This window comes from Natrialba taiwanensis DSM 12281 (assembly GCF_000337595.1).
GTDB lineage: Archaea > Halobacteriota > Halobacteria > Halobacteriales > Natrialbaceae > Natrialba > Natrialba taiwanensis.
In genome coordinates this window covers 263,842-284,354 of record NZ_AOIL01000013.1, presented here as the reverse complement: position 1 = coordinate 284,354, position 20,513 = coordinate 263,842, and the positions used below count along the sequence as shown (strand labels likewise).

22 protein-coding genes and 1 tRNA gene are annotated in these 20,513 nt (G+C 63.7%); 9 read left to right on the top strand and 14 right to left on the bottom strand.

Annotated elements, in window-relative coordinates:
• Positions 1-126: 126 nt before the first annotated feature.
• Positions 127-200, bottom strand: a tRNA-Thr gene (locus tag C484_RS05080).
• Positions 201-303: 103 nt separating this feature from the next.
• The gene (locus C484_RS05075) at positions 304-1,302 is read right to left on the bottom strand and encodes a class I SAM-dependent methyltransferase (RefSeq protein WP_006824872.1); all 999 of its coding nucleotides are present in this window, start codon (positions 1,300-1,302) and stop codon (positions 304-306) included.
• 59 nt (positions 1,303-1,361) lie between these two features.
• Here C484_RS05075 and C484_RS05070 point away from each other — a divergent pair, with 59 nt between their 5' ends.
• The 3 genes from C484_RS05070 to C484_RS05060 all read left to right on the top strand — a co-directional run bounded on the left by C484_RS05070 (position 1,362) and on the right by C484_RS05060 (position 5,099).
• Positions 1,362-1,922, top strand: a complete 561-nt coding sequence (locus tag C484_RS05070) for a Rieske (2Fe-2S) protein (RefSeq protein WP_049915029.1) — start codon at positions 1,362-1,364, stop codon at positions 1,920-1,922.
• An 82-nt stretch (positions 1,923-2,004) separates the two neighbouring features.
• On the top strand, positions 2,005-2,841 hold the full coding sequence (gene dph5 / locus C484_RS05065) for a diphthine synthase (RefSeq protein ID WP_006824870.1): 837 nt from the start codon (positions 2,005-2,007) through the stop codon (positions 2,839-2,841).
• Between the two features lie 110 nt (positions 2,842-2,951).
• Positions 2,952-5,099 carry a beta-glucosidase family protein gene (locus C484_RS05060; protein ID WP_006824869.1) on the top strand — a complete coding sequence of 716 codons (2,148 nt, stop codon included), beginning with the start codon at positions 2,952-2,954 and terminating at the stop codon, positions 5,097-5,099.
• Positions 5,100-5,158: 59 nt separating this feature from the next.
• Here C484_RS05060 and C484_RS05055 read toward each other — a convergent pair whose 3' ends face one another.
• From C484_RS05055 to C484_RS05015, 9 genes are all read right to left on the bottom strand, one after another.
• On the bottom strand, positions 5,159-6,130 hold the full coding sequence (locus C484_RS05055) for an isocitrate/isopropylmalate dehydrogenase family protein (RefSeq protein WP_006824868.1): 972 nt from the start codon (positions 6,128-6,130) through the stop codon (positions 5,159-5,161).
• A gap of 68 nt (positions 6,131-6,198) precedes the next feature.
• Positions 6,199-7,752 (bottom strand): HTTM domain-containing protein, encoded by a 1,554-nt coding sequence (locus tag C484_RS05050; RefSeq protein WP_049915028.1) that lies wholly within the window; start codon positions 7,750-7,752, stop codon positions 6,199-6,201.
• Positions 7,753-7,939: 187 nt separating this feature from the next.
• On the bottom strand, positions 7,940-8,581 hold the full coding sequence (leuD, locus tag C484_RS05045; RefSeq protein ID WP_006824866.1) for a 3-isopropylmalate dehydratase small subunit: 642 nt from the start codon (positions 8,579-8,581) through the stop codon (positions 7,940-7,942).
• Entirely contained in the window at positions 8,578-9,999 is a 1,422-nt protein-coding gene (gene leuC, locus C484_RS05040; RefSeq protein ID WP_006824865.1) for a 3-isopropylmalate dehydratase large subunit, read from the bottom strand. Before leuC ends, leuD begins: the two co-directional genes overlap by 4 nt.
• Positions 9,996-10,352: a hypothetical protein gene (locus C484_RS05035; RefSeq protein ID WP_006824864.1), complete on the bottom strand. Its 357-nt coding sequence runs from the start codon at positions 10,350-10,352 to the stop codon at positions 9,996-9,998. Before C484_RS05035 ends, leuC begins: the two co-directional genes overlap by 4 nt.
• A 13-nt stretch (positions 10,353-10,365) precedes the next feature.
• Entirely contained in the window at positions 10,366-11,421 is a 1,056-nt protein-coding gene (ilvC, locus tag C484_RS05030; protein WP_006824863.1) for a ketol-acid reductoisomerase, read from the bottom strand.
• Positions 11,414-12,103 carry an acetolactate synthase small subunit gene (ilvN, locus tag C484_RS05025; protein WP_006824862.1) on the bottom strand — a complete coding sequence of 230 codons (690 nt, stop codon included), beginning with the start codon at positions 12,101-12,103 and terminating at the stop codon, positions 11,414-11,416. Before ilvN ends, ilvC begins: the two co-directional genes overlap by 8 nt.
• Positions 12,100-13,977, bottom strand: a complete 1,878-nt coding sequence (ilvB, locus tag C484_RS05020; RefSeq protein WP_006824861.1) for a biosynthetic-type acetolactate synthase large subunit — start codon at positions 13,975-13,977, stop codon at positions 12,100-12,102. The genes ilvN and ilvB overlap by 4 nt, the downstream gene beginning before the upstream one ends.
• Positions 13,978-14,333: 356 nt before the next feature.
• Positions 14,334-15,578 carry a LeuA family protein gene (locus C484_RS05015; protein ID WP_239640920.1) on the bottom strand — a complete coding sequence of 415 codons (1,245 nt, stop codon included), beginning with the start codon at positions 15,576-15,578 and terminating at the stop codon, positions 14,334-14,336.
• Positions 15,579-16,091: 513 nt separating this feature from the next.
• On the opposite strand from C484_RS05015, the gene C484_RS05010 reads away from it, so the two are divergent.
• The 3 genes from C484_RS05010 to C484_RS05000 all read left to right on the top strand — a co-directional run bounded on the left by C484_RS05010 (position 16,092) and on the right by C484_RS05000 (position 17,188).
• Complete coding sequence (locus C484_RS05010) at positions 16,092-16,547, top strand: ferritin-like domain-containing protein (RefSeq protein ID WP_006666189.1); 456 nt, start codon at positions 16,092-16,094, stop codon at positions 16,545-16,547.
• A 62-nt stretch (positions 16,548-16,609) separates the two neighbouring features.
• Positions 16,610-16,900 carry a DUF5779 family protein gene (locus C484_RS05005; protein ID WP_049915027.1) on the top strand — a complete coding sequence of 97 codons (291 nt, stop codon included), beginning with the start codon at positions 16,610-16,612 and terminating at the stop codon, positions 16,898-16,900.
• A 60-nt stretch (positions 16,901-16,960) separates the two neighbouring features.
• On the top strand, positions 16,961-17,188 hold the full coding sequence (locus tag C484_RS05000) for a DUF7860 family protein (protein ID WP_006824859.1): 228 nt from the start codon (positions 16,961-16,963) through the stop codon (positions 17,186-17,188).
• A 15-nt stretch (positions 17,189-17,203) separates the two neighbouring features.
• Here the strand turns inward: C484_RS05000 and C484_RS04995 are convergent, their stop codons facing one another.
• Entirely contained in the window at positions 17,204-17,956 is a 753-nt protein-coding gene (locus tag C484_RS04995) for a VOC family protein (RefSeq protein ID WP_006824858.1), read from the bottom strand.
• 135 nt (positions 17,957-18,091) lie between these two features.
• On the opposite strand from C484_RS04995, the gene C484_RS04990 reads away from it, so the two are divergent.
• Together C484_RS04990 and C484_RS04985 are read left to right on the top strand one after the other, a co-directional pair.
• Positions 18,092-18,796, top strand: coding sequence for a hypothetical protein (locus tag C484_RS04990; protein WP_006824857.1), 705 nt, complete (start codon positions 18,092-18,094; stop codon positions 18,794-18,796).
• Positions 18,797-18,935: 139 nt separating this feature from the next.
• Positions 18,936-19,364 (top strand): hypothetical protein, encoded by a 429-nt coding sequence (locus C484_RS04985; protein ID WP_006824856.1) that lies wholly within the window; start codon positions 18,936-18,938, stop codon positions 19,362-19,364.
• A 107-nt stretch (positions 19,365-19,471) separates the two neighbouring features.
• Here the strand turns inward: C484_RS04985 and C484_RS23560 are convergent, their stop codons facing one another.
• Together C484_RS23560 and C484_RS04980 are read right to left on the bottom strand one after the other, a co-directional pair.
• On the bottom strand, positions 19,472-19,609 hold the full coding sequence (locus C484_RS23560; RefSeq protein WP_169332869.1) for a hypothetical protein: 138 nt from the start codon (positions 19,607-19,609) through the stop codon (positions 19,472-19,474).
• Between the two features lie 155 nt (positions 19,610-19,764).
• On the bottom strand, positions 19,765-19,974 hold the full coding sequence (locus C484_RS04980) for a ribbon-helix-helix domain-containing protein (RefSeq protein ID WP_006108209.1): 210 nt from the start codon (positions 19,972-19,974) through the stop codon (positions 19,765-19,767).
• A gap of 123 nt (positions 19,975-20,097) precedes the next feature.
• Between C484_RS04980 and C484_RS04975 the strand changes: the two genes are divergently transcribed.
• Positions 20,098-20,427, top strand: coding sequence for a DUF5789 family protein (locus C484_RS04975; RefSeq protein WP_006824855.1), 330 nt, complete (start codon positions 20,098-20,100; stop codon positions 20,425-20,427).
• The last annotated feature ends 86 nt before the right edge of the window (positions 20,428-20,513 follow it).

The following is a 20,513-nucleotide window of genomic DNA, read 5'->3' as shown; positions in this document are numbered from 1 at the left end:
CTGCTGCCGTTTACAACGTCGAACAAGCCATCAAACAGTGAAACCCGCTGCCCTCTGCGGATTCAATGAAGCCGAACACGACAGAATAGCGGCTCTGTCCGTATAATACGATAATTCGAGAAGACAAGCCGGTGGAGGGATTTGAACCCTCGACCTAATCCTTACGAAGGATTCGCTCTGCCAGTCTGAGCTACACCGGCGCTCGCAGTGTCACAGCCCTTGCCTCGTGTACCGATGCAAGGTCCGTTTATTCGTAGGAGCGAAAGCAGCCATAAGGATTGCGAATTATCGCTGTCGTGCGAATTAGTTACGTGGCACGGCCGGTCGTTCGAGTCGTACGTCCAGACAGACGTTGAGTTCGTGTGGCGCGTAGGATCGAACGACGTGTCGCGTCTCGACAGTGACTTCGTATGCTGGCTCAGCAGCACGCCGAATAACGCGTTCTCCGGGTCCAAACGGATCGTCTTCGTGCTGAATATCGTAGTAATGAATCACGCAGTCGTCGCCGGCGATCGCGACCGCGGCATCGATGAACTCGTCGGCGCTGTGCGGGAGGTTCATCACGATGCGGTCGGCCCAGTTTTCGTAATCGCTTGCAGTAGCGTGGACATCGTCACAGAGTGCTGTCACGCGATCCCCCACCCCGTTTCGGCGTGCGTTCTCCTGCAAGTATTCGATTGCGTCGGGATTGATGTCGACGCCGACACACTCCGCACCGCGTTTCGCAAACGGGACGACAAACGGGCCGACACCGGCGAACATGTCGAACGTCCGCTCGTCTGCTGTGACCTGTTCGGCGACGCGGTGGCGTTCCGTCGCAAGCCGCGGCGAAAAGTAGACCTCGGCGAGATCCAGGAGGAACTCCGACCCGTATTCGCGGTGAACGACTTCGGTGTCCTCGCCGGCGAGGAGGTCCCAGTCGCGAACGCGGGTTTCGCCTTTGACCTTCGAGGCCTTGTTCAGCACCGTTTCGACGGGAAGGTCCGACTGGAAAAGCGCATCGGTGATTTCCCGTGCGCGGTCGTCGTCATCCTCGTCGAGGAGGACCGCCTTCCCGAGGCGCTCGTAGGAGGGATCGAATCCCAGCAAGTCGGCGGGTGTCGTCTGGGTGTCGCGTTCGTCGACTGCGCGCGTGACGAGTTCGAACTCGTCGGAGACGGCGGCAGGGTCGACGACGGGAACGTAGAGTGAGCCGTCATCGACGGTAATCTCGTAATCGTCGGCGATCAGGTCCGCGTCCGCGAGTTCACGGCGCGTGGTTTCGCCGTCTTCGAGCGGGACGCGGACGCACGGCACTTCCATGGGTATAGTCGCCGACGGGTCGCCGTAACGCTGACGTTTCCGGTCCACGTGAGTCGCGTATGGGCGTTCGAATGCGGTTGACGACTGTCGAGACGGTCTACGAAGAGCGGTCGTGGTTGTTTACGGTTCGTGACCAACATGGAGAGAAAGAGGAGGTGATTCTCGTGCCTTGTACTGATGCTGTAGCTGGTAGCCGCGATGATGCTGGGAGTGGTGGAGGTGGAAGCGAGGGTGCTGGAAGTACTGGGGCTGGAAGTGCTGGCGAGACGACGAGTTCCGATGGCGAGAGAGGTGGTACTGCTGCTGGCGCTGGCACTGATGTCGAAGCCTGGGTCAATCAGTGTACCCACGAGTTCCAGCGACTCGATCGGGGAATGGGTGCGGCGATGCGCGACGGGCAGATCATCTGTCCGAAACACGGCTCGATGTTTGATGCGTGCTCCGGGTACTGTGATAACGGGGAGGCCGCCGACACGACGTTGCCGTCGGTCGAGGTGGCCGTCGACGGCGGCGATGTGTACCTGACTGACGATGAACTGACGTTCCTCCATTCGGGTGGGATCGACGAGGGTGACGACGGCGATGGGGGTCCTTCGTCCACCTCGCACCTTTCGCTGTAAGCTCGCACGCACCGACGGCAACGAGATACGAGAGGCGCGGCAAATCCAGTCCCTGAAGTACCGTGACGGCCCAGTAGCTGGTATGCTCACCTTCATCGGACTCGGGCTCTACGACGAGCGGTCGATCACCGTCGAGGGACGGGACGCCTTGCGGGATGCGGACCGCGTCTACGCCGAGTTCTACACGAGCAAGTTACTCGGGACGACTGTCCCGTCACTCGAAGCGGCCCACGACATCGACATCGAGGTCCGCGACCGCGCCGGCGTCGAACAACACCCCGAAGACATCCTCGATACGGCTAAGAGCGAGGACGTAGCCTTTCTGACGGCCGGCGATACGATGATCTCGACGACGCACGTCGATCTCCGCTTGCGGGCTCACGACCGCGGCATCGAAACGCGCGTGATCCACGGCGTAACGGCACAAACGGCAACGAGTTCACTGACGGGACTCCAGAACTACCGGTTCGGGCCGGCGACGACGCTGCCGTTTCCCTACGCCCACGGAGCCGACGGCTTGCCGGCGAGCGTGACGGAGACGATCGACGAGAATCGCGCGGACGGGCTTCATACGGTCGTCTATCTCGATATCAAGGTCGGACACAGTCCAACCAGCAGTCAGAATCCTGTAGGTTCTGACGACAAAGCGGATCGGGACGACGAAGACGAGGAGTTCATGACTGCCGATGTCGGCGCTGACCTGCTCGCGGCGGCGTATCCCGAACTCGTCGGCGTCGTCGTCGCCCGTGCGGGGAGCCCGGACCCGCTCGTCGAGGCCGGGACGATGTCCGAGTTGGCCGACCGCGAGTTCGGCGAGCCGTTGCACCTGCTCGTGATCCCCGGTGAGTGTCATTTACTCGAAGCCGATGCGCTCGTCGAGCTTGCAGGTGCTGAGCGGAACGCTCTCGACGTTGTGTAACGTCCGAGGAAGCCGTTCGGACCCGAGCAGGTGCGTACAGTGTGTCTTGTGTCTCCGAGCGAGGGGTGATCGAATGACTATTCAGTCAGCCACTCCAAGAGCGGGTCGAAATGGGCTCCGATGTAACGGCGCTGCTCGAGGAGCTGACGCTTGCAGAGAAAATCCGGCTCGTCCACGGGGCGGCTGACCCGGATGGGACCGCAACCGGCTACGTTCCCGGGAACGACCGGCTCGGGATACCGCCGGTAACAGTGGTCGATGGTCCGCTCGGGGTGCGCGCGATGGGTGAGCGCGCGACCGCGTTTCCGGCCTCGATCGCACTCGCAGCGTCGTGGAATCCCGAACTCGCCCGCGAGTTCGGAACGGCGATCGGACGCGAGACCGCAGCGCACGACCAGGACGTGTTGCTCGGACCGGGTGTCAACATTATTCGGACGCCAACCGGCGGGCGGAATTTCGAGTACTACAGCGAAGATCCGCATCTCAGCGCCCGGATGGGCGTCGGAACGATCGAGGGGATCCAGTCGGCGGGCGTTTCGGCCACGGTCAAACACTACGTGGCGAACAACCAGGAGACGAATCGGTACGAAGTCAGCGCCGACGTCAGCGAGCGCGCGTTGCGAGAGCTGTATCTGCCCGCGTTCCGCGCGGCGGTCGAGGAGGGAGACGTTGATGCGGTAATGACGGCGTACAATCGTGTCAACGGTATTTATATGAGCGACCACGAGCGCCTGCTCTCCGACGTGCTGAAGGGCGAGTGGGACTTCGATGGGCTGGTCGTCTCGGACTGGTGGGGCACTCGAAGCACGGTCGACGCAGCGCGGGCCGGACTCGACCTCGAGATGCCAGGCGTCGAATTGACGGAGTACTTTCCGGAGATGGATGCGGACAGCTTCGACGATGATCCCAACCCTCCAAACGGGACCAGTAGCGACTTCCCACCGATTCCCGACGTTTCAGCCTATTTCGGCGAGCCGCTTCGTGAAGCGATCGAGTCCGGTGAGATCGACGAATCGATCCTCGACGACAAGGTCTCGCGATTGCTCTCGATGCTGGAATCGACCGGCCGCCAGAATGTCGCCAAGTGCGAGACCGGCTCCCCCTCCGATGACAGCACAGGTGAACTCGATACGCCGGCACACCGCGAGCTAGCCCGGGATATCGCGATCGAGGGAACCGTACTGCTGACGAACGACGGCGTGCTTCCCCTCTCGGAATCTGACTCGGTCGCCGTGATCGGACCGAACGCCGACGCTGCCAAACTCGGCGGCGGGGGCTCCTCGGAGGTCTCGCCGTTCACGGAAACCGGTCCGCTCGCGGGGATTGAGTCGCGGGCCGCCGACGTATCGTTCGAACGCGGCGTCAACCCGATCGCGGAGTCGTCGTTCTTTGGCGATTCCGAGTTGGCGGACGCGAATGGAAGTGCAAGTGCGGCGGAGACGAGCATCGACGACGCGGTGTCGGCCGCCGCGTCTGCCGACTGTGCAGTCGTCATCGCACAGGACGACGCGACAGAGTTTACGGACCGAGACTCGATCGAACTCCCCGGCCGGCAGAACGACCTGATCGACGCAGTCGCCGAGGCTGCCGAGCGGACGGTCGTCGTCCTTCGGACCAGCGGACCCGTCGAACTCCCGTGGCTCGACGCCGTCGACGCCGTCCTCGAGACGTGGTATCCGGGCCAGGCGGACGGCGAGGCGCTCGCAGCGGTCCTGTTCGGAGACGCCGATCCCGGCGGCCGTCTCCCCGTGACGTTCGGCCGCTCGGCCGCCGACTATCCGACGGCCGACGAGACGGCATTCCCGGGAACGGACGACGTTGCCCAGTACGAGGAGGGCGTCTTCGTCGGCTACCGGTACTTCGACGACTGCGACATCGAGCCGCTGTTCCCGTTCGGCCACGGCCAGTCGTACGCGACGTTCGAATACGATGACGTGACCGTCAGCGAAACCGATGACGGATGTGACGTGACCGTCGACCTCCGAAACGTCGGCACCCGCGCCGGAAAAGCGGTCGTCCAGGTATACGTCGGCAAATCTGCCGCCCCGGTTCCGACGCCCGAGCGCGAACTGGCCGGATTCGAGTCAGTTGAACTCGGGGCTGGCGACTCGGCGACGGTACCCGTCTCGCTCGCTCGCGAGGCCTTCGCGTACTACGACGAGAATAGCGGGTGGATCGTCCCCGACGGGTCGAACACCGTCCACGTCGGCCGATCGTCGCGGGATATTCGCGCAACGGCCGACGTAGACGTTCAGTAGGTCCGCTCTTCAAAACCACAAATCGAAACGCGACGCGACGGCCGCAATGCGATCCCAACCTACAACTGATCGATAATCGCGTTCGTCACGTCCGAAGTCGAGGCGTCGCCGCCCAGATCGGGCGTCCGCGGCCCCTCCGCGAGCGTCGACTCGACTGCCGCGTGGACCGCGTCGGCTTCCTCGCCGTAGTCGAGGTATTCGAGGAGCATGGCCGCCGAAATGATTGTTGCAGCCGGGTTCGCAACCCCCTCGCCGGCGATATCGGGCGCGGTGCCGTGGACGGGTTCGAACAGCGCGCGCTGTTCGCCGATGTTCGCGCTCGGAAGGAGTCCGAGACCGCCGACGAGGCCGGCGGCGAGATCCGAGAGCACGTCACCCGCGAGGTTCGGACAGGCGACGACATCGAACTGCGTCGGGTCGAGACAGACCCGCGTCGCGAAGGCGTCCATCAGTACCTCGTCGGTTGCAACGCCGCGTTCCTCGGCGACCGCGGCAACCGTATCACGGAAGAGGCCGTCCGTCTCGCGCATGACGTTCGCCTTGTGCGCGATGGTGAAGCCGTCGGAATCGACGTACTCGCAAGCGAACTCCGCGAGTTGCCGCGAGGCCGACTGCGTCGTCACGCGGGTCAGCGTCGCCACGTCCTCAGTCAGTCGATCTTCGTGGCCCGCGTAGACACCCTCCGTGTTTTCCCGCAGGAAGACCAGATCGGTTTCAGGGCGAACCGCATCGACTCCGGGATAGGCCTTCGCGGGACGAACGTTGACGAACGAGTCGACCGCATCGCGCAGCGGAAGGATCACGTCCGCCGCCGTCTCGCCGGCCGCGCCGAACAACGTCGCATCCGCCGACGCCGCGAGTTCATACGTTTCCTCGGGTAGTGCCTTGCCTGTCTTTTCTGCGACCGCGTCGCCGGCTTCGGCTTCAGTGAAGGTGAACTCGGGGTCGAGCGCCTCCAAAACCTCGACCGCGGCGGGGGTGACTTCCTGTCCGATTCCGTCGCCGGGGATGACGGCGATCTCGTGGGTCATGTCGACATCTCTCTGGAGCGACGAAAAGAGGGTATCGATAGCGTCACACATCGCGACTCACCACGGTATCAACACGCGTACTCGATCCGCTCCTGTCGGTCCGGTTCGCCCGTTGGCCCGGACGGGCCGACGGATTGCTCGACGTGCGAAATCGTCACCCTGTCGACGGCCCGATCGACGTGCGCGCAGCTGAACTCGGCCGCGGGTTCGTAGTACGTGTCGTCGGCGTACCGAACGTCCGTGCCGTATCGCATCCAGAGCGTCGAGGGATAGGCCGTCGTTCCGTCGGGCGGGCGGTCGAGTCGCCCGCCGTCCCGGCCCCGGGGGAAGACACCGATAGTCTCGCCCGACTCGAGCGTCGCTTCGACGGTGTACCAGCTGTACGCGTCCGGCGGGTTCGGCGCAAAGAACGACCAACTCCCGATCTCCCCGCCGTCCTCACCGTCCTGAGCGAGCGAGTCGGCAAGGGGGGTTCCCACGCCGAGGGCGGCGATCTGCCAGAGCACCGATGACACAAGGAAACAGGCGACGAGGACAGTACCGCCTGCGCGGACGCAGCGACTGACGGTGACACCCTCGGATGGAGAGGAGCGACGACGGGACTCGCTGGGGTCGCCGTCGGGTCCGCCACCATCGCCGATCGGTAGGCCGGATCCCGCACGCTGTCCGAGTTCAGTTGCCGCGAGGACCCGTTCGAGTCGATCCCAGCAGGACGGGGGCAGGAACAAGAGCAGGCCGGCGATCATGACGAACGGGAAGACGCCGAGTCGCATCGTCGCGGCCATGCCGAGGTGCGCCGTGACGAAGCCGGCGACCAGCGCGATTCGCGCTCGACCGGTGAAAACGAGCAGCAGGACCGACCCCGAGAGGAGCGCGGTCCAGCCCCAGTTGATGGCGATGAGGAGCACGGCGAACTCTGCCAGCGCGGAGCCAAGCGGCGTCAGATACTGTTCGAGGTGGAAGATTTGCCGTACCGCAACGCCGCTCGTCCAGGGGTCGCTCTGGAACTTGCGGACCGCGTTCGTTCCGTAGATGCAGCCGAAGTGGACGAGGATCGTGGCGGTCGCGAGCGAGACGGCGTACGTGTCAATGGAACCGCTCCCCTCGGGCCGACGCGACCGCTGGCGAGCGTCAAGTGACCAGCGCGTCCCGAGCGGGAGAACGAGTCCGAGAACGAGGAACGTCAGGAGGATCGTATCGCCGCCGTTCACCAGGAGCGGGTTCCGCGCGAGCAGCGACGCGAAGAGGACGAGCGATCCAGCCACCGAGAGTCGAGTCCGGTAGCCGACGAGCAGCAGCGCCGCGAACGCGCCGGCAACGGCGAACAGGAGGCCCTGGAACCACGGATCTCCCGACAGAGCGTGCAGCGACCATGTCTCGAAGGCGGGATACGTCTCGGCGAGCGCTGAGCGCGGGAACACTCCGGCGTCGCTGTAGAAGGTCCGCAGTCCCGGCAGCCGCAGTGCGAGCAGGTCAGCGAGCAACAACACCCCGAGCGCCATTCGAAAGACCGCAAGCGCTCTCATGTCGATCCCCAGTCGCGGCTCGACGAACTCGTAAAGCGGACCGCCATCAGCGATCCACCTTCTGGAACGGGGACCTGCATCAAACCGAGAGGGCATGGTGACCGATTAGTAAGCGGCCCGGACTTCTAATCGATCCTATAAGTGTCTTGTCTTCAACGAGACGCTGCAAACGCGAGTTCTGAACTCGGTCGCACGCGATACTGCTTCGGGTTCAGGAGCACAAACGGGAGAGCCCATCGACTTGACAATGCGACAATAAGCGAGAAGCGGGTACGTCGGGTCGTCAGTCGGCGCTGGAACCGGCCGCGTCACCGACATAGGGGAGGTCCCGTGCGGTTTTGCCCACGGCACCGGCGTTCGACTTCATCAGCGCCGTCGTGTCCCAGACGCCGTCGACGAGGGCCTTGCGCTGGGCGTCGTCGACGGTCACGTCGATCGTCTGCTCGCCGTAGGTGACCGTCTCGTCCTCGATGTCGATGTCGAGTTCTCCATCGGGGTTCTCGTCGACCCAGTCCTGCAGGTCCTGGATCGTCTCGCTGTCTGCGGTGACGGTCGGAATGCCGAGCGCCAGGCAGTTGCCCGCGAAGATTTCGGCGAAGCTCTCGCCGATGATCGCGTCGATGCCCCAGCGCATCAGCGCCTGGGGGGCGTGCTCGCGCGAGGAGCCGCATCCGAAGTTCGAGTTCACGACCATCACGGACGAGTTCTGGAAGCGATCCTCGTTGAACGGGTGGTCTTTGAGGTCGTCATCCTCGGTAAATCGCTTGTCGAAGAACGCGAACTCGCCGAGGCCGTCGAAGGTGACGACCTTCATGAACCGCGCGGGGATGATCTGGTCGGTGTCGATGTCGTTGCCGCGGATCGGAAGCCCGGACCCGGATGCGGAATCGACTTCGGGGATTTCGATCCCATCAGCGTCGGTCATACCGTCGTCACCTCCTTCAGATCGCGGACGTCAGTTACCTCGCCGGTGATCGCCGCGGCGGCGACCATCCGCGGGTTCATCAGCACCGTGCGGCCGTCCTTACTGCCCTGGCGGCCGACGAAGTTCCGGTTCGAGGAGGAGGCACAGGCTTCGTCGCCCTCGAGTTGGTCTTCGTTCATGCCCAGACACATCGAACAGCCGGCGTTTCGCCACTCGAAGCCGGCGTCCTCGAAGGTGTCTTTCAGCCCTTCTTCCTCGGCGGCCTCCTGGACGCGCTGGCTGCCGGGGACGACCATCGCGCGGACGTCGTCTGCGACCTCGCGGTCCTCGACGATCCGTGCCGCGCGGCGGAGGTCGGGCAGGCGGGCGTTCGTACAGGAGCCGAGGAAGGCCACGTCGATCTCGTAGCCGTCCATCGTCTCGCCGGGCTCGACGCGCATGTGTTCCTGTGCACGCCGGGCCGTGTCCTGCTTATCCGCGGGGAGCACCTCGGGCTCCGGAATCGGGTCAGTGATACCGATTCCCTGGCCCGGCGTCGTCCCCCAGGTGACGACCGGTTCGAGTTCGTCGGCGTCGATGCGGACGATATCGTCGTACTCGGCGTCGTCGTCGCTCGCGATCGACTCCCAGTAGGGTTTGAGTGCCTCGAACTCGCCGGGGTTTTCTTGGAAGTAGTCCGTCTCTTCGAGCCACTCGTAGGTGGTCTCGTCGGGGTTGACGTAGCCTGCGCGAGCGCCGCCCTCGATGGACATGTTACAGATGGACATCCGCCCTTCCATGCCGAGGTCCTCGATGGCCTCGCCGGCGTACTCGTAGACGTAGCCGACGCCGCCCTCGGTGCCGAGGCGGCTGATGATCTCCAGGATCACGTCCTTGGCCTCGACGCCGTCGCCGAGTTCGCCGTCAACCTGGATCTTGCGGACCTTCTGTTTCTCCATGGCGACGGTACCCGTCGCGAGCACGTCGCGGATCTGGGAGGTCCCGATACCGAACGCCAGCGCGCCGAATGCACCGTGGGTGGAGGTGTGGGAGTCACCACAGACGATGGTCTTACCGGGCTGGGTGAGTCCCTGCTCCGGTCCGATGACGTGGACGATGCCCTGGTCGCCCGTCGTCGGATCCGAAAAGTCGATGCCGGCTTCGCGGACGTTTGCCTCGAGTTCACTCATCATCTCCTCGGCCGCGTCCTCCTCGTAGGGGCGGGACTGGTCGGCCGTGGGGACGATGTGGTCGACGGTCGCGTGGGTGAGTTCGGGGTAGGCGACTTCGAGGTCGCGCTCGCGGAGCATGCCGAAGGCCTGCGGGCTGGTGACCTCGTGGATGAGGTGGAGGCCGACGAACAGTTGGTCCTGCCCGGTCGGCAGCGTCGTTACCTTGTGGCGGTCCCAGACCTTGTCGTACAGCGTGCGTTCGCTCATTCCTCGCCTACGACCCCGTCAGCGGTGTCCGTGTTCGCGTCGGCGTTTCGCCCGCGTTCGAAGACCCGGTTCGCATCGTCGCTGTCGTTCGGCGGCGTGTGAGAGACATCTCGCATCGTGTCCATGGAGTCGTCCCCGGAGCCGGTTCGGCTGCGAGACTCCGGATCCGTTGCGGCCGGCTCGCCCCCGTCGGTCACGACGGTCGGGCCGCGGCTGAACAGGCGGCCAGCCGTCTCCCCGGTGTAGGGGTTGGTGTGGCTGACTTCGCCCAACTCTTGATTCACTGTTCGGTTCTGCGGTCGATTCCGTTTCGATCGGTCGGTGTGCGTGGATTCGGATTCAGTCGTCGTCATCGGTTCTCAGGTCTCAGTCGTCCGCCGGCACTTCCGCCCCTTCGGCGGATTCGCTCTCGTTCGATTCTTCGGCCCAGGCAAACAGCTCGCGCAGCCGTTCGCCGACCTCCTCGATCTCGTGGTTCTTCTCGGCCTGGCGAAGCTGCGTGTAGCTCGGACGCCCGGACTGGTTCTCGAGAATCCACTCGCGGGTGAACTCGCCGTTCTGGATCTCTTCCAGCGTCTCTTCCATGTTTTCACGGACGTTCTCGTCGACGATCCGATCGCCGCGGGAGAGGCCGCCGTACTCGGCGGTGTCGGAGACCGAATCCCACATCTCGGCGTGGCCGCCTTCGTACATCAGGTCGACGATCAGTTTGAGTTCGTTCAGGCACTCGAAGTAGGCGATTTCGGGCGAGTAGCCCGCGTCGACGAGCGTCTCGTAGCCGTGTTTGACCAGCGAGGTGACGCCGCCACAGAGGACGGCCTGTTCGCCGAAGAGGTCGGACTCGACTTCCTCCCGGAAGGTCGTCTCGATGACGCCGGCGCGGGTGCAGCCGATACCCTTCGCGTACGCGAGCGCTCGCTCTTGGGCGTCGCCGCTTTCGTCCTGGTAGATCGCGAGCAGGCCGGGGGTCCCTTCATCGTTCTCGTAGTTCCGGCGGACGAGGTGGCCCGGGCTCTTCGGGGCGACCATCGTCACGTCGACGCCTTCCGGCGGCTGGATCTGGTTGTAGTGGATGTTCAGCCCGTGGGCGAACTGGAGCGTATCGCCGGCCTCCAGGTTCGGCTCGATGGCGTTCTCGTAGACCGCCGGCTGGACGGTGTCCGGCACGAGGACGGAGACGTAGGATGCCTGGGAGACGGCATCTGCCGGCGTCGTGACCGTGAGCCCGTCCGCCTCTGCGGCCGAGCGCGAAGACGAGTTCTCTCGGAGGCCGACGACGACATCGATGTCGCTTTCGTGGAGGTTCAGCGCGTGGGCGTGGCCCTGGCTGCCGTAGCCGAGCACGGCCACGGTGTCGTCGTCGAGCGTCGATACGTCTGCGTCGTCGTCGTAGTAGATGTCGGTGGTGAATTCGTCAGTCATCGTCTGCTGGTGCGTATTGGTTCTGCGGTTGGCTCGCCTCGGTGGCGGTCGATTCGGTCGTGCTCGCGGGCGCGGCGGTGCTCTGAATGCCGCGGGCGAGCGCCGTGGTGCCGGTGCGGTCGATCTCGCGGATGCCGAACTGCTCGAAGGTCTCGATCGCGGCGTCGATCTTCTGGCGCGAGCCGGTGATCTCGATCGTCGCCGTTTCGGGACAGGAGTCGACGGTCTTGCCGTCGTACATGTCCGCGACGGCCGACACCTGGGCCGGCTCGTCGGCGTCGATCTTCACGAGCGCGAGTTCGCGTCGCATCGCGTCGGATTCGAGTTCGCGAACGGAGATGACCGGCACGAGTTTGCGCAGTTGTTTCTTGATCTGGTCGATGCCGGGGTCTGGCTCCTCGACGACCAGCGTGATCCGCGCGCGGTCTTCGTCGGTCGTCGGCCCGACGGTCAGGCTCTCGATGTTGAACTGCCGTCTCGAGAATAGTCCCGAGACGTCCGAGAGCACGCCGGGTTCGTGTTCGACCAGGGTCGAGATGACGGTGCGACGAGGCTCGTGCGTGGCCTCGACCGCGGGGTCGATCCGGATCCCCTGCTCGTTGCGCCGGCCCGTCGGGGTCGGGCGCTCTTCGGGGGCCGGACCGTCCAGCCCGCGGCGTCGGTCTCCGTTTCCGTCAGTCATAGCTGGTCCTCCGCCAGCGCGAACTGGCCGTTGTCCCCGCCGCTTGGCACCATCGGATAGACGTTCGCCTGCGGATCGATGTGCACGTCGATCACGGAGGGCCCGTCTTCGGACAGCGCCGCGGCGATCGTGTCCGCGACCTCGTCGTACGTATCGATCCGGAAGCCCGTCGCGCCGAAGGCTTCGGCGATCGTGTCGAACTCGGGCGTCCAGCCGTACTCCGAGGCCGAGTGGCGGCCCTCGAAGAAGGCGTCCTGCCACTGGCGGACCATGCCGATGTACTCGTTGTTGAGCACGGCGACGGTGATGTCCAAGTTCTCGCGGACGGCCACGGACAGCCCCTGTAGGGTCATCAGGAACGAGCCGTCGCCGTCGATGCAGACGACCTCCTGATCGTCGTCGGCCGCCAGGCGCGCGCCGATGGCAGCGGGCAACCCGTAGCCCATCGCGCCGAGGCCGTGACTCGAGACCCACGTCCGGGGCTCGGTGAACGTCCAGTACTGGCAGGCCCACATCTGGTGCTGGCCGACGCCGGTCGTGACGACCGCGCGATCGCTCGTAGCCTCGTCCAAGGCTTCGACGACGAACTCGGGGCGAACCGGCTCGTCTTCGGGGATCTTCGACGAAGTCGACGGTTCGTCAGCGCTCTGCTCTGACGGAACGTCGTAGGCCATCGAGTAATCGGACTTCCACTGCTGGCACTGGGCGCGCCACTTCGTCGCCTGCGGCGAGTTCTCGACGGCGTGTGCCAGCTGCGAGACGACGGTGTCAGCGTCGCCGACCAGCGGGTAGTCCGCGTGGATGTTCTTCGAGATTTCCGCGGGATCGATGTCGACGTGGATGATCTCCGCGTCGGGCGCGAACGTCTCGATGCCGCCCGTGAGGCGGTCGTCAAAGCGCGTCCCGACGGCGACCATCGTATCGCAGTGGGTGATCGCCATATTGGCGTAGCCGGTGCCGTGCATGCCCGCCATCTCCATCGCGAGTTCGTGATCCTCGGGGAACGCGCCGATAGCAGGCATCGTCGTGACGACCGGAATCTCGTGTTCGATCGCGAACTCGCGGCAGGTCTCGCTGGCCTCGCCCTTGATGACGCCGCCGCCGAGCAGCATGACGGGTCGGTTTGCGGTCTTGATTTGCTCGGCCGCAGCCGCGACGATCTCCGGATCGGCCTCCTCGGTGAACTCGTAGGTATCGGGCGTTTCCGGAGCGTCTGGCTCGGCGTCCGTCTCAGCGTTCGTCACGTCCTTCGGCAGGTCGACCAGCGTCGGCCCGGGCCGTCCCTCGCGGGCGAGTGCGAAGGCTTCGCTAACGTCGGTGCCGACGCCGTCCGGATCGGCGGCGAACGTGTTGTCCTTCGTGACCGGCGTCGTGACGCCCGTCGTGTCCGTCTCCTGGAAGGCGTCGTTGCCGACGAGTTCGGTCGGCACCTGCCCGGTCAGCGCGAGCATCGGATCCGAGTCCATGTCGGCGTCCGCGATGCCGGTGACGAGGTTCGTCGCGCCCGGCCCCGAGGTGGCCAGGCAGACGCCCGGCTCGCCAGAGACGATGCCGTAGGCGTCGGCCGCGTGGGCCGCACCCTGCTCGTGAGCCATCGTCACGTGTTGGATCTCCGAGTCGTAGAGCGCATCGTAGATGGGCATGATCGCCCCGCCCTGCACGCCGAAGGCGTACTCGACGCCGGCGTTCTCCAACGCGCGGACGACGGATTCGGCACCCGTTGTTACGGGTTCCGCTTGTGTCTCCGCTGATGGCGCGCTGAACTCGTCGGTTTCAGCGTCGCCCTGTGGCTGTTGTGCGTCCTGGTTTTGGTCCTGATTCTGGTCGTCGTGCTGTTCCTCCGGTGGTGAAACCGACGTTGCGCGTTCGCTCATCGATTACCTCCCGCCGTCGTGCGGCGATTCGACCGGGTGAATCGCTGCGACCGGTACCGTGGTGTCCGTGTTGTCATCTGTAGCGTGGCTTGTCGCTCTGAAAACGATGCGGCGAAACGGGGTCGACGGTGGTGAAGTACTGAGTGAGGGGCTAGCAGGCCCCTACAATACGAATCGAGGCGAACGCGCTGCTGTCTCCCGACCGACGGGCCGACGGCGCAGCGCGGAACGTCATTGCTGGTAACGTACGCTGCCCGAGGGTCATAACTGTTGGGAGTGGGGTAATCGTTGCACCCTCTCACGGACGAACGCGATAGCAGGTGCTCACGACTGCTGGCAACCGAGGAGGGCATTATTCAGATGCGCACCTCCTCGTGCTCCTGGTCCTGATCCTGCTGGTCGGTCCGGTCCGATTCCTGCTGACGATCGACGTCAGCGTCCTCGGCGAACCGTTCCAGATCGCTGACCGTAACCCGGCGCTTTTCCGCGCCGTAGTCCTTGACGCGGCGGGTGACCGCCCGTACCTGCTCCGTTGTTGGGTCGTAGCCACACTCCTGCAGTCGCTCGCGGACCGAGTGCGTTCCGGTGTGTTTACCCATGACCAGTCGGCGCTCGGCACCAACCATTTCCGGCGTCATCACGCCCGGCTCGAAGGTATCGGAGTTCTCGATCACGCCGGCGGCGTGGATGCCGCTCTCGTGGGAGAAGGCGTTATCGCCGACGACCGGCTTGTTGCCGGGCGTCGCCATGCCGCTTTTCTCCTCGACGACTCGCGAGAGTTCGGCGATGCGCGTCGTGTCGATACCAGTGTCGGACTGGTAGAGCGACTCGACACTCATGACGAACTCCTCGTAGGCGGCGTTGCCGGCTCGCTCGCCGATCGAGTTCACCGAGACTTGGGCCTGGTCGGCCCCCGCTTCGATGCCGGCCAGCGCGTTCGCGGTGGCCAGCCCGAAGTCGTCGTGGGTGTGGACGTCGATCCGGGCGTCGGTGTGGGCGCAGATCTTCGCGATCATGTCCCGGAAGCGACCCGGTGTGGCAACGCCGCAGGTGTCGGGGACGTTGATCCAGTCGACGCCGGCTTCGGTGACCGCCTCGACCACGTCGATGAGGAACGTCTCGTCGGTTCGCGTCGCGTCCATCGGCGAGAACATACAGGTGGCACCCGCGTCCGTAATGCGTTCGACCGACTCGACTGCGCGCTGTACAACCTCGTCTCGCGTCGCGTGCATCGAATCCTCGATCTGAACGTCGCTGGTACTTACGAAGGTGTGTACCATCTCGACGCCGGAATCGAGCGCCGCGTCGATATCGTCGTCGACGACGCGGGCTAACCCGCAGGTGGTCGTCGACGTCGAGGAAGCAATATCACGAACGGCTTCGAACTCCGCGTCGGAGTTGACCGGGAATCCCGCCTCGATGACGTGGGTTCCCATGTCGTCCAGAATCGCGGCGATCTGCCGTTTGTCGTCGTACGAGAACGATGTTCCGGGCGATTGTTCACCATCCCGGAGGGTGGTATCGAAGACACGTGCTGACTCGATTTCGTCAGTAGAATCTAACGTGCCCTGGAAGAACTCGACCCCCCTGACTGGTGTCAGAGGATGGGCTGTCTTGGTGAGACATTGTATCCGAATCCGAGGGTGGATGTTCTATATAAATCTGGTGCCTAGATGCCGGCCTCCTGATGTGTTGATCGATCATGATAGAATCTGCCAGTGGGAAATCGCAAGCAACCAACGGCACTAATCAATATAATTCCCCTAATACCATACTTTGCAAAACCGGCTCGTTTTGCCAAACCGGCGCATGGAGACCCGCAGCTGGTGCCGAACGGGAGCGCCGAACGCTGGCGCGCGCCACACAGTGGACGTTTGGTCACTAGTTCCGAGAACGAGCTACTTTCCAGTACCATACATCAATTTCGACCCGGTATCGAGGACGAATGGGCAATGATGTCGAATGTTACTGGCGAGTTCAGCGATCGGTCCTGACGGTGTTGGACCGCGAGCGGCGACAGCAATATCGCCTCCCGGATAAATCATCGCCGGCCTCGCGTGTGTCTCGTATGCAGGTATCACTACTTTACTCTCCGTCGGTGAACGATCATCCGTATGACGACCGACGAGATAACCGAGCTGTTGACCGAGGCCTACGTCGACGAATTAGAGACCGTGATGAACTACCTGACCAACGCGATCGTTCTCGACGGCGTCCACGCCGAAGAGGTCAAAGAGAGTCTCGAAGCCGACGTCCAAGAGGAACTCGAACACGCCCGAATGCTCGGGAACCGACTGAAACAACTCGAGCAGTCACCGCCCGGCTCGGCGGCCTTCGAGGCGAGCCAGTCCGGCCTGCAGCCGCCCGAAGACACGACCGATGTCCAATCAGTCATCGAGGGCGTACTCGAGGCCGAGGAGGACGCGATCGAAACCTACCAGTCGCTTCACGAAGCTGCCACCGAGGCGAACGACCCAGTAACGGAAGACGTTGCCGTGACGATTCTGTCCGACGAGGAGGCCCACCGGACGGAGTTCCGCGGGTTTCAAAAGGAGTTCCCGAGCGACTGAGCGAGATCCGAACACTCTCTAGCAGAGGAACGTTTTTCTCATCGCGCTCCCAGGAAGCCCACATGAGCGACTTCGACCTCGACCTCCGGGCGGTCGAGGAACACATCGACGAGGAACTCGACATCGAAGGGAGCATCGTACTCGGCGTTCTCGACGGAGAGACGCCGCCGGACGAGTGGCTAGTGGCAATTTCGAAGGGAAACGTCCTCGTTCTCTGCGTCGAGGGCGATGTCAATGACCTCGCGTCCGGATTCGCTCGCGATGTCAGAGAATCCGGCGGCAATCTGGTCCACTTCCGCGGGTTCTTGCTCGTCACGCCGCCCGGCGTCGACGTGAGTACTGACAGATTGTAAGTATACCCACCGGCGGCGACATCTCATAACGATTAGGGTACTGGAACGAGACGACTACGTATGGGACGTTACGGTTCGCTCAATTACGCCCGTCTGACCAAAACCGGCTTCCTGCTCGGCCTCGGTGTGTTTGCCCTCGGTGCCGGCGGTGAACTCGCCGGAAACGCCTTCTACGGTGGCCTGCCCGGCTGGGAACACACCCTCTTTTTCTACGCCGAGGTACTCGGCCTCTTGATCGGGTTCTTCTCCCCCTGGGTCTTCGGCATCGTGCTTCCGCTTACCGAGTAGTGTCGCGGTTGCGAATTACGGCGACACGAACGTCACGACGTGACCGTCCGGATCGCGAATGACGACTTCGTCGTCCGCCTTCCGGTCGACCTGCCGCACCCGATCGGCGACGGCCTCGAGTTCGGCCAGCGGTGTCTCGGTTTCGAATCCGAGATCGACATGGACGCCGCCTCTCGCGTTTGCGATGCCGAGATGGGGTTCCCACAACTCGAGTGCCACCGGGCCGTCGAGGCGAACGCGGGTTCTGTTCTCGCCGGTGTCGGCCGTCTCGAAGCCAAGCGCAGTGTAGAACGATCGGGCGCGTTCGAGGGATTCGACTTCGAGGACGACTTCGAAGATGCCGTCGATTCCCGGGCCGGCAACATCCTGTTGGCCGAGTTCGACGCAATTTCCGTCGGGATCGTAGAGATAGAGCGATGTGGCAGGGCCGAACTGGGCTTCCTCGAGTTCGTAGCCGGCGTCCGTCAGTCGGGTCCACCAGTCGTCGTACTCCGCGGCCGGAATCGAGAACGCATAATGGGTGTGCAGTCCGCCGCGCGGAACGCTTTCGGGCCGACGGAGGATGAGGGACGTGTCGCCGGCGGCAACGGCGAGTTCCGATTCGGGTTCTGCGTTCGAGTCCGCGTCCGGTTTCGGGTCCGGGTCCGATGCCGCCGCGCCCGTCTCGCGATCCGTCCGCACCGGCAACTCGAGCAGGTCGGTGTAGAACTCGCGTGCTGCGTCGAGATCCTTGACCTCGAGGGCGAGCCAGGAGAGTCCGGTGAGCATCTGTCTCTACGCCCGTCTACGCAGGAGTGGCACATAGATGCGTTGCCGGCACGCAGGCTGTGCGACGGCACGGATGGTCGCATATCGGCACTAGCCACTGTCACGTTTATGGGAGGACCCCACGTAGCAACTCGCATGTCCTTTCGCGTCGACGAGCGCGCAACCGAGTTCGTTGAAACCGACCGCTTCGACGGTGGCGTCGGCTGGATCGCCCATCCCGACGAGCGGATGCAACGCGCGAGCCACGCCCTCGCCGTCGACGGCGACCGCACGCCCTCGGGCGACGATGTCTGGGTGTTCGATCCGGTCGACGTCGAGGGGATCGATCGACTGCTCGCCGAACTCGGCGAGGTTGCCGGCGTCGTCGTCTGTCTCGATCGCCACACGCGCGACGCCGCCGCACTCGCAAACCGCCACGACGTGCCGGTTTATCTCCCCGAGTTCTTCGACGGCGTCACTGACGAGCTCGACGCGCCGGTGGCCCGCTTTTCCGACGACATCTCCGACACCGGACTCGAAGCACACACCGTCGTCGACAACCGATTCTGGCAGGAAGTTGCGGTCTACAACCCGGACAACGGCACCCTGCTGGTCCCCGAAGCCGTCGGGACGAGCAGCTACTTCCTCGCCGGCGACGAACGCCTCGGGGTCCACCCTGTATTGCGATTTACCCCACCCACTGACGCCCTCAGCGGGTTCGCACCGGAACGCGTCCTCGTCGGCCACGGCTCCGGCGTGACCACCGCTGCAGCAGTCGCCCTCGAAAATGCGCTCCTGAACTCGCGGCGAGGCACACCGCGGCTGTACGCCGGGATGGTTCGGCAGTTCCTTCCGCTGTAGACACGCTCGGTTCAGCCACCGCCGATCGACTGCGGCTGTCCCGTTTCGCTCGCAGCGTTCGTCTCCGAGTTCACCGGCAGGTTCGGCCTCGGGCCCGTGCCAGGGATACATCTAACTATCCGCTCGTCGTATCTCGACTGTGGTTTACATCACGCGTGCACTCGTCGACGTGTTGCTCGACCTCGCCAGCGACGCCGATCCCGACCGCGTGGCCACCGGCGTCTCGGTCACTCCCGCAAGCGAACTCGCCGGTGACGATGCGGACACACTCCCGCCCGACACGCCGGTCTTTACGGACTTCTACCTTCCAGATCCGGGCAACGCCATCAACGCCGTCTTCGGCGTCGATCTGTCCACGCCGGCCGGCCAGGCTCAAGGGCAGTTCGTGTCCCATCCGCTTCGTGAACTCGAAGTAACGAGGCGGGACGACCTCGCACAGGTCGTCTTCGTCGCTGTGCCGCCGTGGACGGATGCCGAAGACTCCTTCGGCGTGTTCAATCGAAGTGGCACGCGCCAACCCCTCGAGATCCTCGATGCCAGTCCGCCGGAACAGACGTTGACCGATTGAGACGCACTCCTGACGGAAGATGAAAGATTCGTCTCCGCGTGTGGCCGGGCTGTGTCACGAGACGGCACGGAACGCGAATCAAAGAAAATTGATCGGTGGCGTCAGTCTTAGTCGCCAGTCGGTGACGGCCAGTTGCCATCATCGATAATTCGATCGATGATACCCCGTCGATTCGGCGAAGATCCACTGTCGTTCTCATCATCGCCGCCGTCCGTCGGCGTTGGGAAGTTCGGAACGTGTGGCATCTGTCTATCCTCCACATCGAACTAGCGACTCGATGCGGAAAGTCTCACTGGTGGTTTCGGGCCTGCAAAGGTCAGTAAACCTATTGGCCGCACGGAAAGCAAACCCGTTACTCGTTATTCACTACTCGCTACTCGCAACTCTTACTCATCGCTCGCTACTCGAGATACCCCAGCCCCCGAAGCTGTTCGGTGATCTCCTCGAACTCGGCTTCCGTCAGCTTCCCCTGTCGCTGGTGTTGAATAACGATACTGCGCAACAGGAACCGAACCAGGTCGCTCGTACTCTGAAAGCTCGTCCCCTCGATCGTCTCGTCGACGCGGTCGGCGAGATCCTTCGGGATCGAAACTGTGGTATATTCGGTCACAGTCAATACTCCGTCGCGGAACCCAAATGCGTGTCGCCACGGGAAATATGAACTGCATACCAGCGGCCAGACTCGATTCGGAGTCCGTAGCCGTTTTTATATTTCGCCAGTCTACTGAGAGGTATGGGAGTCCGGCCACCATCGAACGGAGACGACGACGAACCGGAAAGCATCGAGTTCGGGATCGCCGCCGTCGACGCCACGCTCAGATCCGCCGATCTCACCTTTCCGGCCACGAAAGACGATGTCGAAGCCGCACTCGGTCACGAACGAATTCCCTACGATGCCCACGGGAACGACGTGAGTCTGGGCGAGATACTTGCCGAGGTCCAGACGCGTAAATTCGACACGCGACAGGAGTTGCTGAACGAACTCCATCAGCCGTTCGAGGCGTACCGGCGGGAACACTCGGGCGGTGTCTTCCAGCAAGTACGGTCGATGTTGCCGTTTTGAACGTTCGAGAGTGAGGTGCAAGCGATTGCGTTACCGATCCGGATCGCGACAAGAGGTGTCTCTTACGGCAGTCCCGTGGACACCAC

Bases quoted from the DNA above. Each gene is read 5' to 3' on its own strand.
- C484_RS05075 (WP_006824872.1), bottom strand. From the start codon at position 1,302: ATGGAAGTGCCGTGCGTCCGCGTCCCGCTCGAAGACGGCGAAACCACG.
- C484_RS05070 (WP_049915029.1), top strand. From the start codon at position 1,362: ATGGGCGTTCGAATGCGGTTGACGACTGTCGAGACGGTCTACGAAGAG.
- dph5 (WP_006824870.1), top strand. From the start codon at position 2,005: ATGCTCACCTTCATCGGACTCGGGCTCTACGACGAGCGGTCGATCACC.
- C484_RS05060 (WP_006824869.1), top strand. From the start codon at position 2,952: ATGGGCTCCGATGTAACGGCGCTGCTCGAGGAGCTGACGCTTGCAGAG.
- C484_RS05055 (WP_006824868.1), bottom strand. From the start codon at position 6,130: ATGACCCACGAGATCGCCGTCATCCCCGGCGACGGAATCGGACAGGAA.
- C484_RS05050 (WP_049915028.1), bottom strand. From the start codon at position 7,752: ATGCCCTCTCGGTTTGATGCAGGTCCCCGTTCCAGAAGGTGGATCGCT.
- leuD (WP_006824866.1), bottom strand. From the start codon at position 8,581: ATGACCGACGCTGATGGGATCGAAATCCCCGAAGTCGATTCCGCATCC.
- leuC (WP_006824865.1), bottom strand. From the start codon at position 9,999: ATGAGCGAACGCACGCTGTACGACAAGGTCTGGGACCGCCACAAGGTA.
- C484_RS05035 (WP_006824864.1), bottom strand. From the start codon at position 10,352: ATGACGACGACTGAATCCGAATCCACGCACACCGACCGATCGAAACGG.
- ilvC (WP_006824863.1), bottom strand. From the start codon at position 11,421: ATGACTGACGAATTCACCACCGACATCTACTACGACGACGACGCAGAC.
- ilvN (WP_006824862.1), bottom strand. From the start codon at position 12,103: ATGACTGACGGAAACGGAGACCGACGCCGCGGGCTGGACGGTCCGGCC.
- ilvB (WP_006824861.1), bottom strand. From the start codon at position 13,977: ATGAGCGAACGCGCAACGTCGGTTTCACCACCGGAGGAACAGCACGAC.
- C484_RS05010 (WP_006666189.1), top strand. From the start codon at position 16,092: ATGACGACCGACGAGATAACCGAGCTGTTGACCGAGGCCTACGTCGAC.
- C484_RS05005 (WP_049915027.1), top strand. From the start codon at position 16,610: ATGAGCGACTTCGACCTCGACCTCCGGGCGGTCGAGGAACACATCGAC.
- C484_RS05000 (WP_006824859.1), top strand. From the start codon at position 16,961: ATGGGACGTTACGGTTCGCTCAATTACGCCCGTCTGACCAAAACCGGC.
- C484_RS04995 (WP_006824858.1), bottom strand. From the start codon at position 17,956: ATGCTCACCGGACTCTCCTGGCTCGCCCTCGAGGTCAAGGATCTCGAC.
- C484_RS04990 (WP_006824857.1), top strand. From the start codon at position 18,092: ATGTCCTTTCGCGTCGACGAGCGCGCAACCGAGTTCGTTGAAACCGAC.
- C484_RS23560 (WP_169332869.1), bottom strand. From the start codon at position 19,609: ATGCCACACGTTCCGAACTTCCCAACGCCGACGGACGGCGGCGATGAT.
- C484_RS04975 (WP_006824855.1), top strand. From the start codon at position 20,098: ATGGGAGTCCGGCCACCATCGAACGGAGACGACGACGAACCGGAAAGC.